This window comes from Oscillibacter sp. (genome assembly GCF_031978065.1).
Classification (GTDB): Bacteria; Bacillota; Clostridia; order Oscillospirales; family Oscillospiraceae; genus Oscillibacter.
Genome location: NZ_DALZCH010000084.1, coordinates 1 through 13,561 on the forward strand (window position 1 = coordinate 1; position 13,561 = coordinate 13,561).

The window sequence follows — 13,561 nt, forward strand, 5'->3', positions numbered from 1 at the left end:
CCCGGCGAATCCGGCTGCTCAGGAGAATGCGAGACGACAAACTTCGTTTGCCGGAACGAAGCTTTCTTCCCCGGTGAAGCCAAGGCTTTCTCATAAAACGTACGCGCGGCGATTGCATCGCCGCGCGTACGAAAGACTTCTCTTATAAAAACAGCGCACTTTCCGCCGGTCGGGTATAATTCTCCTCCAGCATGGCCTTGTGGGACAAAAACGCCGGGTCATCAAAATATTTCGCATCCAGCGGACACTTTGTGACGCAGGCCTGACACTTGATGCATGTCCCCGGAACGCTGGCCACATTTTTCGGGTCGATGGCTCCCATGGGGCAGACGGCGGCGCACACGCCGCACTGAGAGCACTTCTTCATATCCGTCACGGGTTTTGCCTTCAGGAACTTGGCGGGCTGACCGTCGGTTCCCAGCGGCGTGTAATAGGGCGCGGCGGGATCGCCGGGCACCTGCACGGGGGCAGGCGTCTCCGTCAGCGACAAAAGCTTTTCCGCAACCTTTTTGCCGAAGTCTTCTGCCTGATCCAAGTCCTGCGCATTGGGCCGACCGTGGGCCAGTTCGGTTGCAAAGGCATGCTGCCCCACAAAGGCAGCGGCGGACACGGTGTGGAAGCCGTGGGCCTCCAGCTCCGCGCACAGCTCCGCCAGCGCATTGTCAAAACTCCGGTTGCCAAACAGTACCACTGGCACGACCAGCGCACCGTTGCCCGTTATCTTGTTCTGGAAATAGGGCAAAATCTTGTTGGGAACGCGCCCCGCGTAGGTGGGTGTGGCCACGATTACCAAGTCGCTCGGCGTAAAGGAAATTTCCTTTGCACGCGTCATAGGCAGGGAAATATTCGTCACCGTGACCGGTTTTCCAAGCTTATACGCCGCCCCTTTGGCCACAGCCATCGCCACCTTTTCGGTGGAGCCTGTGGCGCTGAAATAAACCACCCGTACTCTCTGGATCGCCATATCCATTTTCCCCCTTGTTCTGTTTTCAAACCGCTCTTAAAGTGAAAAGTCCTCTTCTCTCAGCCGCTCCGTTTCCAAAGTGGCAGGCCGGGGCGGAACCCTTTTCAGCGGGTCGTACCGGAAGCTGCGGCAACTGCCCTCTACGGGAACAATTCCCCGCTTCACGCAGGCCACGTCCCGCTCATTGATCTGTGCGCCCCGCAGGCAATAAGCGCACCGGGGATCGATGTCCTTACGAAACAGCACGAAAGTCACCTCACTTTACAGCCCTCAAAGAGCCTCAATCTTAATTCCTTCGTCCTCCACCGTGGCCCTGATTTGAGACACGGGATGCTCGTAGCTGTCAATCATCTTCGCCGCCATGGGGTCCTCCAGCTCTTTCTGGATGGTGCGGCGCAGATTCCGCGCGCCATAGGTGATGGAATAGGATTTGTGGGTGAGATATGCCAGCAGTTCGTCGCCATACGTCAGCGTCACACCCTTTTCCTTCAGGGAAGCGGTCAGCTCCTCCAGCATGATGCGGGCGATGGACTGGAAATTCTCCTCGCTAAGGCGGTTAAAGCAGATCACCTCGTCCACCCGGTTGATAAACTCGGGGCGGAGGAACTGCTCCAGCCCCTTCATGGCCTTGGCCCTGTCCTGCTGTCCGGCAGTGCGGTCAAAGCCCACCGTCCCCTCTTTGGTGGCGCTGCCCGCGTTGGAAGTCATGACGATGACGGTATTTTCAAAGTTGACCTTCCGCCCGTGGGCGTCGGTGATTTCTCCGTCGTCCAGAATCTGAAGCAGAATGTTCAGCACATCCGGATGCGCCTTTTCAATTTCGTCGAAGAGAACCACAGCATAGGGCTTCCGGCGAATTTTCTCCGTAAGCTGGCCCGCCTCGTCATAGCCCACATAGCCAGGTGGAGACCCCACAATGCGGGAGACGGAGTGCTTTTCCATAAATTCGGACATGTCCAGCCGAATCAGAGAATCCGGCGTGTTGAACAGGTCTGTGGCCAGTTGCTTCACCAGCTCTGTTTTGCCCACGCCGGTGGGGCCGACGAAAATGAAGCTGACGGGCTTGCGCTTGGGACTGATGCCCACCCGGTTCCGCCGCACGGCGGCGGTGACGGCCTCCACGGCCTCGTCCTGCCCCACGATGTGGGTTTTCAGACGGCTGGAAAGCTGGCTCAGACGCTGGAACTCCTGCTCTCGAATACGGGAGGCAGGAATTTTCGTCCACAGCTCAATGACGTGGGCCAGATTTTCCATGGCCAGCAACGGGTCGCCCTTATCCAAAAGGACTTGCAGCTCCGTCCCAAGCTTGGCCTGTTTGCTTTTCAAAAGGGCCATCCGGGCATAATCCGGCTCAGCCCCCTCCTCGGCGGCCAGCTCCTCCAGCATGGCGGTTTCCTTTTCATAGTCGTCCAGTTCCCGCTGAATTTCCATGCGGCGGGAAATGTCCGGGTCTTTCAGATTCAAATCGGAGCAGGCCTCATCGATGAGATCGATGGCCTTGTCCGGCAAAAACCGGTCGGTAATATACCGCTCGGAGAGCAGCACCGCCTGACGCAAAATCCCATCGGAGAGCTTCACGCCGTGGAACGTCTCGTACTTGGGGGCCAGTCCCTTCAAAATCTGAATGGAGTCCTCCAAAGACGGCTCACTCACCGTCACAGGCTGAAAACGACGCTCCAGCGCGGTGTCTTTTTCAATGGACTTGCGGTATTCGGTGAAGGTAGTGGCGCCGATGACCTGAATCTCGCCCCGGGACAGGGCGGGCTTCAGGATATTGGCGGCGTTCATGCTGCCCTCGGCATCTCCCGCGCCCACGATGGTGTGCACCTCGTCAATCATGAGGATAATATTCCCCAGCCGCTTCACCTCGTCAATGAGCCCCTTCATCCGGGACTCGAACTGGCCACGGAACTGGGTTCCTGCCACCAAGGCGGTCAAATCCAGAAGATAAACCTCCTTCTCCCGCAGCTTGAAGGGGACTTTCCCATCCGCAATGCGCTGGGACAGCCCCTCGGCGATGGCAGTTTTGCCAACGCCCGGCTCACCGATCAGGCAGGGGTTGTTCTTCTGGCGACGGTTGAGAATCTGAATCACCCGCTCAATCTCCTGCTCCCGCCCGATGACCGGATCCAGCTTGCCAGACTTGGCACGCTCCGTCAGGTTCAGGCAGTAGCTCTCCAGAAATTTGCGCTTTTTGTCACCCTTGTGCTCCCGGTCCCGGTCCGCGCGGGCAGAGCCGCCGGAGGGCTGCTCGTCGCCCCGGGGGGACTCGCCGTTGTTAAACAGCCGGTTCAAAAACGGGAAGGTGGCGGTTTTACCTTCCTCCTCCTCGGGCTCGGGCTCGACTGTCTCGCCCTTGGGCAGGTCCTCTACGTTCTCCACGCCGTCAAAGGCTTGAAGCATCTCGTTGTTCAGGGTTTCCAGATCATCGTCGGAAATCCCCATCCGCTTCATCATATCATCCACCTGCGGAAGCCCCAGATCCTTGGCGCAGCGCAGGCACAGGCCCTCGTTTACCGTGTTGTCCCCGTCCAGACGGGAAATGAACACCACGGCCACATTTTTTTTGCATCTTGAGCAAAGTTTCGGTTGCATTGTATACCTCCAGAATTACAGTGGATGTCCGGAATTCCGCGCAGGCTGCGCCGACGTGCGGAAAACCGGGCTAGCTCAGTAGAAAAGCAGGTCCAGCGGACCATTGGAGACAAAAAAGCGCAATAAATGGGTTTGGGCCACCGTCTCCGCGTCAAAAGAGACGCGGGTGCTGCGCAGCAGCCAGACAAGCAGAAAAATCAGCAGCGCCCCCTGAAGTAACCCGATGAGCGCGCCGCCCAGCCCGTTGATAAAGTGGATGCCCGGCAGTTTTGTCGCCACATCCAGCGCCTTTGCCACCAAATGAAGCAGCAACAACAGCGCCACGAAGGACAGGGCGAAAATCAGCATGTATACGAAGGATTCCGTCACGCTGTCCGCAACCGCCATCGCCAGAGAAACACCGGTCTCCCGAACCTTTTCTGCCGCTTTATCCGACAGGGACTTTGTCAGCGTGTCATCCCAGCCCATCAGCCGCAGCAATTCTCCCGCCTGTATGCGAAGCAGGGAGCTGTCCTCCCCGCCGCTTCCGGCGGCAGACGACCCGCTGCCGATGCTCTCCGTGGGAAGCTCCGGCTGCACCGGAGTCACAGCCTCGCTCCCCTCCGGGGACAGGCCTTCCGCCTGCGAGGATGCGCCGCCGCTCATTGCGTCGTCTACTCTCTGTGAAATGGCGGACTCAATCACAGGCCGAAGCAGATCCACAGCCATGGGCGTCAGCTCCCGGGCCGCAAAGGTGGCCCCCGTCAAAGCGAGAACCACAATCACCAGCCCCACCACAGAGCGAAACAGGCCCCGCCACGCGCCGTAAATCAAAAAGCCCAGCAGCAAAGCCGCGAGAATACAGTCTATTATAACAGCAGTTTTCAACTTTGCCTACCTCTCAACTCGTAAATAATTTGTGAACCGCGCTGAAATATCGACCAGAATTGCACGTTCATGGCAAAAAGCGCACTGCCCGCTCCGCCGCCAGCAGCAAAGCTGAGCCATCTTCGCCCATCAGCGCCTCCCGGGCGTAATCCGTACCGTTGAGAGATGCGTATTGCTCAAGCTGCGGCGTGTAAATCGCAAGCTTATCGGTATACAGCACCGCGATATACCGCCCGGCAGCGGAAATACTCAAAATTTCGTCGCTGACGTTTAGGGATGCAAGCTCCTGTCCGTCTGACCCCACCGTCACAAGACGGCCCACGCTGCCGGATTGATAGCGGTTTAACAGCAGCACCGCATAGCCCTCGCCATGGAGGTCATATTCCCGCAGATAAGCGCCGCCATAGGAATACGTGGCGGAAAGCGCCCTCGCGTCGGCGCTGAAATACACCCCGTCGTCGCACACCAGCGCCAGACTTCGGTTCACCGTCCCCATGTCGTAGCACATCCCCTCGCCCACGGTCCAGGACGCAACGGGGTCCTGCGCCGTCAGGTCATAGAGCACAAGGCCCGAGGCAAAGGCTCCGCCGGACTGGCCAAGCGTCACAGCTGCCAGATACTTTCCGTCGTCGGTGGCATAGGCGCCGGAGATGAAGCGCTCCGACGACCTGAACTCAAACAGCTCATTTCCCGTTGCGTCATAGACGACAATGGAAGCTTTGTAGCTCTGCTTTTTGGCGGTCACAGCCAGCTCGCCGCTCTGGTTCAGCGCGGCGGCAATGTACGGCTCCGTCTCACTTGCGGTGAGCTGATAAACCAGCCCGGTCTTATCCAATACGTACAGCTCCGTGCCCCCCACGTCATAGGCCACGGCCCGATCCCCTTGCGCAATCAGCGCCGGGGCCTCCATTTTTACCGACGCGGACCATATGGTCTTTCCGTTTCCGTCCACCAGAGAAAGCGCCGTGTCCGACAAAACCGCAAGGGTATTTCCCAGCTTTGCATAGCGGTTTTTGTGGGACGCGTCATAGATATAGCCCGTGGACCCGTCTTCCTCGCTTTTGCCATAGGCAACATAGCGCCGCAAAACGTCCAGTCCCGTGCCGTCTCTCCATGCCGCAGCCAGCACCACGCCCAGCACCGCCACAAGCAGCAAAAAAAAGGCCAGAAAGCCCCGCAGGCGGTGCCTTGGCGGGCGATCCTCCTCGTCATCATCATTCCAGATGTCGTTCCGTTTATCAGCCATTGAGCCGCTCATCCTCATACCAAAGTTTTGTCAGGTACAGTCCGCCCGGCGGAACCGTAGGACCTGCCGCGCTGCGGTCCCGGTTTTCGAGAATATACGGGATATCCTCCGGGGTAAATTTCCCCTCCGCCGCGTAGAGCACCGTCCCCGTAATGGCACGCACCATATTATACAAAAACCCGTCGGCGCAGACCTTTAATTCCAAAAGGTCCCCGCTTCGGGATACGTCGCAATAGTAAATTGTGCGGACGGTGGACTTTGTCTCCGTCCCCACACTCCGCACCGCCGCAAAGTCGTGCGTCCCCACAAACATGCCGGCGGCGCGGCTTAAAAATTCCTCGTCCAGCCGCTTGGGATAAAAATATGCCCGATTTACGTAAAACGGGTTCTTAAAAGTGGAATTGTAAATGCGGTAAGTATATTCCTTTTTAATACAGGAGCCGATGGCGTTGAAATTCATGTCCACCTCCAGCGCCTCCCGCACGGCGATATCCTGCGGCGTGTGGGTATTCACGGCAAAGGGAAGCCGGTCTGTGGGAATGCGGCTTTCCGTGCGGAAATTGGCCACGTAACGCTCGGCGTGGACCCCCGCGTCGGTGCGTCCGCAGCCGGTGAGATGCACCGGACCGCCGCAAACCTCCGCCAGCGCCTTTTCCAGCGTCCCGCAGACGGAGACGGCGTTTTTCTGCACCTGCCATCCGTGGTAGGCGGCGCCGTTGTACATCAGCTTCAGCGCAATGTTTCGCATAACCTCTCCTCCTCAGCTTCTAAGCGGCCTGCACTTCGGGGAACTCTTCCGCTCACGACACAGCCGGAGGCATGAGCCGGGAGGTCACTTCCCCTTGTCCATGGGCAATGCGGGCAGTTTCCAGCGGAAATTCGTAGAAGCGCCCATCCTCCCCGGTGCAGGAAAAGGACAGGTTCACCCAGTCCCCGTTGCGGCACACCAGCGCATTGTCCCACGTCTGCGGGCCGTATAGATTTCGCCCCGTCTCATCCTCCACGGCGGGCAGGCTTTTGATCAGCTCCCCGTTGCAGTATAACCGAAAGGCCGGATCCTTTATAGCCACGCTCTCATCCACGTCCATCACGGTGAGACGGCACTCCGGGTTGATCCGCATCAGGCCCACCCCCGGCGTGGGAAGTGATTTACGCACATAGGTCATGCCGCCCTCTTTTAAATCCGTCCGTAGTGTCGTGGTCATAAAAAGCGAATTGGGATACTCCCAAAGCCGCTCTCGGGAAAGGACGCCGCCTTCCTCCACCTCCACTGTCAGAGATACGGGAGTGTCCTCTCTGCTCTGTTTGTCGGGGAGCGCCAGCGTCACAGGCGCGGTATAGGTCCGGTTGGCGCTTTGCTCCAGCGGAACGGAAACTGTTTTCTCTCCCGCTTCAATCAGCAGCTTGACCGCCGCGTCCACTTGGTCCTCCCACAGCCGCAGAGTGATCTCCGCCGTCGCCGTCCCCTTTGTCTCGTCCGTCCCGGCAGGGGTCAGTTCAAACGCTGCCGTTAGGTGAGCGGAGTTCTCCGGCGTGGTTGATACGGGCGCGTCGTCCTGCGGGGAAGAAATCGCAGCCGGGGCGTTTTCACGCAAAGTCCGCAGACGGCTGCCTTGCAAAAGGACGAGGCCCGCCAGCGCGGCGCACAGCGCAAACGCCAGCCCCAGAAGCCAGAAAATGAGCTTTTTTTCTCTCATGGGCAGCCGCTCCTTTCTTCGTTCCGGTTCTCCGGTGCTCGGCCCGCAAGACACGGGATTGTCTTAAAAGCCAATCCGGCCCAGCACAATGACCCCCGCCGTCACTATCCCACCGAAAAGCAGGGCCAAAACATCCCGCGCGGCGTATTTCAGGGGATTCAGCTTCGTCCGCCCCTCGCCACCGTGATAACAGCGGCACTCCATAGCCACCGCCAGCTCGTCCGCCCGGCGAAAGGCGCTGATGAACAGCGGCACCAGAATGGGAATCAGGGCCTTAGCCTTGTGAAACAGGTTTCCACTTTCAAAGTCCGCCCCCCGGGCCTTCTGGGCGGACATGATTTTGTCCGTCTCCTCAATCAGCGTGGGGATAAAGCGCAGAGCAATGGACATCATCATCGCCAGCTCGTGGACCGGCACCCGTACCTTTTTCAATCCGCCCATCAGCCGCTCCAGCCCGTCTGTCAGACGGATGGGGCTGGTGGTGTAGGTCAAAAGAAACGTCCCCATAATCAGCAGCATGATGCGCAGCACCATCCGCACCGCCATGGCAAGCCCCTGCCGTGAGACGTGAAGCACGCCGAACCGGAACAGATCGTCGCCCGGAGTGAAGAACAGATTTAAAATGCCGGTAAACAGAATAATGAACAGCACCGGCTTCAATCCCCGCACCAACGCCCGGGCGCCCACATGGGAGACGCGGGCGCAGACTATAAACACAAGAATCATGATTCCGTAGGTCAGCACAGAGTCAGCCGCAAAGAGACCCACAATATAAAAAAGCGTCAGTAAAAGCTTGGTTCTGGGGTCCAGCCGGTGGGCCACGGTGTTTCCCGGGAAATACTGCCCAAGGGTGATATCCTTCAGCATCCCTCCGCCCCCTTTCGCAGGGCCAAGAGCTGCTTCTCCAAATCCTCCACAGTGTAAACCGCCGGGTCCACCGCAAGGCCCCGGGCTTTCAGCGCCATAGCCACCCGGGTAATCTGGGGCACGTCCAGTCCGGCGGAGAGCAGCTCGTCCGCCCGGCCGAAGACCTCCTTCGGCGTTCCCTCCATCAGCTCCCGGGCAGATTTTAAAACCAGCACGCGGTCCGCCGTTCGCGCCACCTCGTCCATGCTTTGGCTCACCATGATGACTCTGCCGTTTTTGTTCCGGTGATAGTCTCGGATATTTGCCAGAAGATTTTCCCGTCCCGCAGGGTCCAGCCCCGCCGTAGGCTCATCCAGAATCAAAACTTTCGGCTCCATAGCCAGCACCCCCGCCAGCGCCACCCGACGCTTCTGCCCGCCGGAAAGCTCAAAGGGGGACTTTTCCAGTTGGTCGTCCCGGATGCCCACCAGCCGCGCGGCCTCCCGCACACAGCGGTCCAGCGCGTCTCCGGTTTTGCCCATGTTGGCGGGACCGAAGGCAATGTCCTTATAAACCGTCTCCTCAAAAAGCTGATACTCCGGATACTGAAACACCAGCCCCACCCGGAACCGCACGTCCCGGATTTTCTTCGGTTGGGCCCAGATGTCCTTCCCCTCCAGCAAAATCTGCCCGGAGGTGGGCCGCAGCAGCCCGTTGAGGTGCTGAATCAGAGTGGACTTTCCCGAGCCGGTGTGCCCGATAACGCCCAAAAATTCGCCGTCCGCCACGTCGAAGCTCATATTTTCCACGGCGCTGCGCTGAAAGGGCGTGCCAATCCCGTAGGTATGGGTCAGATTCATGACCTTTAAAATCGGTTCCAATGCTCCGTTCCTTCCTGTCCTGTTTATCTCAGCGCCGCCGCCACCGCGTCCGCGCATTCCTCCACGGTGATCGCGTCCAGCGGCAGGTCAAGCCCATCCTGACGCAGCCGGTCCAGCAGGTCCACCGTGTCCGGCACGGTCAGTCCCAGATTTCTCAGTTCCGCCACCCGGGCAAAAATCTCCCGGGGCGAACCGTCCATGACAAGCTCTCCCTCGTTCATCACCACCACTCGGTCCGCGTCCTCCGCCTCGTTCATGTGGTGGGTGATGAGCACCACGGTGATGCCCTTCTCCTGGTTCAGCCGCCGGGCGGTGGAAAGCACCTCCCGCCGGCCTGTGGGGTCCAGCATGGCGGTGGCCTCGTCCAGAACGATGCAGTCCGGCTCCATGGCGATCACCCCCGCGATGGCGATGCGCTGCTTCTGCCCGCCGGAAAGAAGATGGGGCGCGTGCTGGGCAAAGTCCGCCATGCCCACCGCACCCAGCGCCTCATCCACCCGGCGGCGGATGTCCGCCGTGGGAACGCCGAGATTTTCCGGCGCAAAGGCCACGTCTTCCTCCACCACGTTGGACACAATCTGGTTGTCCGGGTTTTGAAACACCATACCCACCCGGCGGCGGATGTCCAGCAGCCGATCCTCGTCGGCGGTGTCCATCCCCTCCACCAGCACCCGGCCCGCAGAGGGCAGAAGAATGGCGTTAAACGTCTTGGCCAGCGTGGATTTTCCGGAACCGTTGTGCCCCAAAATCACCACAAAGGAGCCTTTTTCAATGTTCAGGTCGACGCCCCGAAGGGCCTGCACCGCCTGCTCTCCCTCCTCCACAGCCGGGTAGAGGTATTGAAGCCGCTCCGTTTCAAGAATCGTAGACATCTTTACTACTTCCAATCCTTATTCGCTGCACCAGCGCCCCGTGGCGCCGCAGGGAAGATACAGGCCCGTTCTGGTTACGGGAAGGCCCAGCTCGTCCCATGCGCACTTGCCGCCGTACTTCTCCTTCACCAGAATGCCCAATAAATACCCCAGCACCGATGGAGCAAGCCCCGTGGTATAGGAGTTAATCAGCACGAACAACGGCTTGTCCGACAGCGCTCCGGCGCACAGCTTCACGAACTCGTACAGGTTTTCCTCCAACTTCCAAACCTCGCCGCCGGGACCCCGGCCATAGCTGGGGGGGTCCATAATGATGGCGTCATAGGTCTTTCCCCGCCGGATTTCCCGCTCCACAAACTTGGCGCAGTCGTCCACAATCCAGCGGATGGGCGCGTCCGCAAGGCCGGAGAGCCGGGCGTTTTCCTTCGCCCAGGCCACCATCCCCTTCGCCGCGTCCACATGGCACACCTCGGCCCCTGCTTTAGCGCAGGCCACCGTGGCCCCCCCGGTATAGGCAAACAGGTTTAAAACCCGGATGGGCCGCCCCGCATTTTTAATTTTTTCCATGGCAAAATCCCAGTTCACCGCCTGCTCTGGAAACAGGCCCGTGTGCTTGAAGTTCATGGGCTTCACCTGAAAGGTCAACTCTCCGTAATGAACCTGCCAGCTCTCCGGCAGCTTTCCTTTTTCCCAATGTCCGCCGCCGGTCTGGGAGCGGAGATACCGCCCATCGGCCTTTTTCCAGCCGGGATAGGCACGGTCCGTCTCCCAGATGGCCTGAGGGTCCGGGCGCACCAAGAGCTGCCTGTCCCAGCGCTCCAGCTTTTCGCCGCCGCCGCAGTCCAGCAATTCATAATCCCGCCAGCTCTCCGCAATCCACATGGTGGTTCCTCCGTTTTTTCCTTTAGTACTCAATCGTGTTATTATACTTCAAATAGCGCCGCCCCGTCAATCAAGGATTTCGCCCCTTGGGCGGAGCCTGACTGGGCCTCGCGCACCCCCGCCTTTCCCCAATTTGGAGGGCCTTTGATGCAGGAAAAGGGCCTTGACTTTTTAAAAAATCGTGTTAAAATTATTTCCAATATAAAGTGTAATATATAAAAGGCAGTGACGGAGAGGACGAAGGCGTAGACCTTTCAGAGAGCCGGTGGTTGGTGCGAGCCGGTGGGAAAACGTTTTCAGTGTCTATGGCTCCCGAGCCGAAAGGGCGAACCCGCAAAGGGACAGGTCTTTCCGTGTCGCCGCGTTAAGGCAGAGGGCTTGTTGGAGCCTGTGAGAGGCGCGTTTTACGGCGCGCAATTTGAGTGGTACCGCGGAAGTTATGGCTTTCGTCTCAAAGGATGCTTTGAGGCGGGGGTCTTTTTCTTTTGCCCCAAGGCGTCATACAGAAAGGAGTTCAACAGTATGAGCAAGCAGAACATTGAAACCGTCTGCGTTCAGGGGGGCTACACTCCCGGCAACGGCGAGCCCCGGCAAATTCCCATCATCCAGTCCACCACCTTTAAATACGCCACCTCCGAGGACATGGGCAAGCTTTTCGATCTGGAAGCCAACGGCTATTTTTATTCCCGGCTCCAGAACCCCACAAACGATTACGTGGCGGCGAAAATTGCCGCGCTGGAGGGCGGCTCGGCGGCGATGCTCACCTCCTCCGGTCAAGCGGCCAACTTCTACGCCCTGTTCAACATCGCCTCCTGCGGAGACCACATCGTCTCCTCCTCCAGCATTTACGGCGGCACCTTCAACCTCATCTCCGTCACCATGGCAAAAATGGGCGTGGAATGCACCTTCGTCTCCCCGGACTGCACGGAAGAAGATCTAAACGCCGCCTTTCAGCCCAACACCAAATGCGTGTTCGGTGAAACCATTGCAAACCCGGCCCTGACCGTTCTGGATATCGAGAAATTTGCGCAGGCGGCCCACAGCCACGGTGTTCCTCTGATTGTGGACAACACCTTCCCCACCCCCATCAACTGCCGTCCCTTCGAGTGGGGCGCGGATATTGTGACCCACTCCACCACCAAGTATATGGACGGCCACGGCGCGGCCGTGGGCGGGGCCATTGTGGACTCCGGCAAGTTCGACTGGCTGGCCCACGCCGAGAAGTTCCCCGGCCTGTGCACCCCGGACGACAGCTATCACGGCATCACCTACGCTGAAAAGTTCGGCAAGGAGGGTGCGTTTATCACCAAATGCACCGCCCAGCTCATGCGGGATTTGGGCTCCATCCAGTCCCCCCAGCACGCGTTCTATCTGAATCTGGGTCTTGAGAGTCTCCATGTCCGCATGGCTCGCCACTGCGAGAACGGTCAGGCCGTGGCGGAATATCTGGCGAAGCATCCCAAGGTCTCTTCCGTCAGCTACTGCGGTCTAATCAATGACAAGTATCATGCCTTGGCAGCAAAATATCTGCCCCACGGCTCCTGCGGCGTGGTTTCCTTCGAGCTGAAGGGCAGACGCGCCGCCGCCGGGGAGTTTATGAAGCATCTGAAGCTTGCCGCCATCGAAACCCACGTGGCGGACGCCCGCACCTGCTGTCTGAACCCCGCCAGCTCCACTCACCGCCAGATGACGGACGCGCAGCTTCAGGAGGCGGGAATTCCGGCCGGCCTTGTGCGGATCAGCTGCGGCCTTGAGAGTAAAGAAGACCTGATCGGAGATATCGCTCAGGCATTGGAGCAGGTAAACGCGTGAGCGCTTTCCTCGCTTTGAAAGGAGACACCGACCTTGCCTATTAAAATACCCAATGAATTGCCCGCCACCGGTACGCTGACGCGGGAAAATATATTCGTCATGACCGAGCAGCGGGCCATGACGCAGGATATCCGCCCCCTGCAAATTCTTCTGCTGAATCTGATGCCCAACAAGGTGGCAACGGAGACGCAGTTGGCTCGGGTTCTGGGCAATACTCCGCTTCAGATTGAGCTGGAGCTGATCGCCCCCTCGGGCCATGTGCCCAAAAACACGCCGCAGGAGCACATGCTGTCCTTTTACAAGACCTTTGACGAGGTGCGGGATCGGGACTTTGACGGACTGATTATCACCGGCGCGCCTGTTGAAAACAAGCCCTTTGAAGAGGTGAACTACTGGCCGGAGCTGTGCGAAATCATGGAGTGGAGCAAGGAGCATGTCCATTCCACGCTCCACATCTGCTGGGGCGCGCAGGCGGGACTTTACTATCACTACGGAATCCCCAAACGCCCCCTGCCGGAGAAGCTCTTCGGCGTGTTTCCCCATACGGTGGAGGAGCAAGGCTTCATCCTCTTCCGGGGCTTTGATGATGTGTTCTGGGTCCCCCATTCCCGCCACACCACCGTGGACCGAGAAGATATCGAGGCGGTGCCGGAGCTGAAAGTTCTGGCCTCGTCGCCGGAGGCGGGAATCTACGCGGTGAAAACCGACGGAGGCCGTCAGATCTTCCTGATGGGCCACGCGGAGTATGACCGGGACACCCTGAAAGGCGAATACGACCGGGACGTATCCACGGGCTCCCCCATCAGGCTCCCCAAACACTATTTTCCCAACGACGACCCCACCCAGCCCCCGGTGGTCACTTGGCGCTCCTGCGCCAATCTGCTGTATACCAACTGGCT

13 protein-coding genes and 1 other annotated feature are annotated in these 13,561 nt (G+C 59.0%); of the genes, 2 read left to right on the forward strand and 11 right to left on the reverse strand.

The window, feature by feature from the left end; translation table 11 throughout:
- Positions 1–142: 142 nt before the first annotated feature.
- From RTK01_RS12055 to RTK01_RS12105, 11 genes are all read right to left on the reverse strand, one after another.
- Positions 143–964, reverse strand: coding sequence for an EFR1 family ferrodoxin (locus tag RTK01_RS12055; protein WP_312281213.1), 822 nt, complete (start codon positions 962–964; stop codon positions 143–145).
- Between the two features lie 36 nt (positions 965–1,000).
- Complete coding sequence (locus RTK01_RS12060) at positions 1,001–1,210, reverse strand: hypothetical protein (protein ID WP_312281214.1); 210 nt, start codon at positions 1,208–1,210, stop codon at positions 1,001–1,003.
- Positions 1,211–1,234: 24 nt separating this feature from the next.
- A complete protein-coding gene (locus tag RTK01_RS12065) occupies positions 1,235–3,559 on the reverse strand; it encodes an ATP-dependent Clp protease ATP-binding subunit (RefSeq protein ID WP_312281215.1) in 2,325 nt (774 codons plus the stop codon).
- A gap of 75 nt (positions 3,560–3,634) precedes the next feature.
- Positions 3,635–4,426: a CvpA family protein gene (locus RTK01_RS12070; RefSeq protein WP_312281216.1), complete on the reverse strand. Its 792-nt coding sequence runs from the start codon at positions 4,424–4,426 to the stop codon at positions 3,635–3,637.
- A 67-nt stretch (positions 4,427–4,493) separates the two neighbouring features.
- The gene (locus RTK01_RS12075) at positions 4,494–5,672 is read right to left on the reverse strand and encodes a DUF5711 family protein (protein WP_312281217.1); all 1,179 of its coding nucleotides are present in this window, start codon (positions 5,670–5,672) and stop codon (positions 4,494–4,496) included.
- Complete coding sequence (gene truA, locus RTK01_RS12080) at positions 5,665–6,420, reverse strand: tRNA pseudouridine(38-40) synthase TruA (protein ID WP_312281218.1); 756 nt, start codon at positions 6,418–6,420, stop codon at positions 5,665–5,667. The genes RTK01_RS12075 and truA overlap by 8 nt, the downstream gene beginning before the upstream one ends.
- 52 nt (positions 6,421–6,472) lie before the next feature.
- A complete protein-coding gene (locus RTK01_RS12085) occupies positions 6,473–7,369 on the reverse strand; it encodes a hypothetical protein (protein WP_312281219.1) in 897 nt (298 codons plus the stop codon).
- 63 nt (positions 7,370–7,432) lie between these two features.
- Positions 7,433–8,236 (reverse strand): energy-coupling factor transporter transmembrane component T, encoded by an 804-nt coding sequence (locus tag RTK01_RS12090; protein WP_312281220.1) that lies wholly within the window; start codon positions 8,234–8,236, stop codon positions 7,433–7,435.
- Positions 8,230–9,096 (reverse strand): energy-coupling factor transporter ATPase, encoded by an 867-nt coding sequence (locus tag RTK01_RS12095; protein WP_312281221.1) that lies wholly within the window; start codon positions 9,094–9,096, stop codon positions 8,230–8,232. The genes RTK01_RS12090 and RTK01_RS12095 overlap by 7 nt, the downstream gene beginning before the upstream one ends.
- Positions 9,097–9,119: 23 nt before the next feature.
- A complete protein-coding gene (locus tag RTK01_RS12100) occupies positions 9,120–9,968 on the reverse strand; it encodes an energy-coupling factor transporter ATPase (RefSeq protein WP_312281222.1) in 849 nt (282 codons plus the stop codon).
- Between the two features lie 18 nt (positions 9,969–9,986).
- Complete coding sequence (locus RTK01_RS12105; RefSeq protein ID WP_293010288.1) at positions 9,987–10,850, reverse strand: class I SAM-dependent methyltransferase; 864 nt, start codon at positions 10,848–10,850, stop codon at positions 9,987–9,989.
- A gap of 216 nt (positions 10,851–11,066) precedes the next feature.
- Positions 11,067–11,307 (forward strand) — a binding site (T-box leader).
- 65 nt (positions 11,308–11,372) lie between these two features.
- Between RTK01_RS12105 and RTK01_RS12110 the strand changes: the two genes are divergently transcribed.
- Both RTK01_RS12110 and metA read left to right on the forward strand, forming a co-directional pair.
- The gene (locus RTK01_RS12110; protein ID WP_312281223.1) at positions 11,373–12,662 is read left to right on the forward strand and encodes an O-acetylhomoserine aminocarboxypropyltransferase/cysteine synthase family protein; all 1,290 of its coding nucleotides are present in this window, start codon (positions 11,373–11,375) and stop codon (positions 12,660–12,662) included.
- 33 nt (positions 12,663–12,695) lie between these two features.
- The coding region (gene metA / locus RTK01_RS12115) for a homoserine O-succinyltransferase (RefSeq protein ID WP_312281224.1) at positions 12,696–13,561 on the forward strand (866 nt) is incomplete at its 3' end.

What these genes read in the sequence shown, in the direction of transcription:
- RTK01_RS12110 (WP_312281223.1), top strand. Translation starts at nt 11,373, where the DNA reads ATGAGCAAGCAGAACATTGAAACCGTCTGCGTTCAGGGGGGCTACACT.
- RTK01_RS12055 (WP_312281213.1), bottom strand. Translation starts at nt 964, where the DNA reads ATGGCGATCCAGAGAGTACGGGTGGTTTATTTCAGCGCCACAGGCTCC.
- truA (WP_312281218.1), bottom strand. Translation starts at nt 6,420, where the DNA reads ATGCGAAACATTGCGCTGAAGCTGATGTACAACGGCGCCGCCTACCAC.
- RTK01_RS12100 (WP_312281222.1), bottom strand. Translation starts at nt 9,968, where the DNA reads ATGTCTACGATTCTTGAAACGGAGCGGCTTCAATACCTCTACCCGGCT.
- RTK01_RS12090 (WP_312281220.1), bottom strand. Translation starts at nt 8,236, where the DNA reads ATGCTGAAGGATATCACCCTTGGGCAGTATTTCCCGGGAAACACCGTG.
- RTK01_RS12075 (WP_312281217.1), bottom strand. Translation starts at nt 5,672, where the DNA reads ATGGCTGATAAACGGAACGACATCTGGAATGATGATGACGAGGAGGAT.
- RTK01_RS12085 (WP_312281219.1), bottom strand. Translation starts at nt 7,369, where the DNA reads ATGAGAGAAAAAAAGCTCATTTTCTGGCTTCTGGGGCTGGCGTTTGCG.
- RTK01_RS12065 (WP_312281215.1), bottom strand. Translation starts at nt 3,559, where the DNA reads ATGCAACCGAAACTTTGCTCAAGATGCAAAAAAAATGTGGCCGTGGTG.
- RTK01_RS12105 (WP_293010288.1), bottom strand. Translation starts at nt 10,850, where the DNA reads ATGTGGATTGCGGAGAGCTGGCGGGATTATGAATTGCTGGACTGCGGC.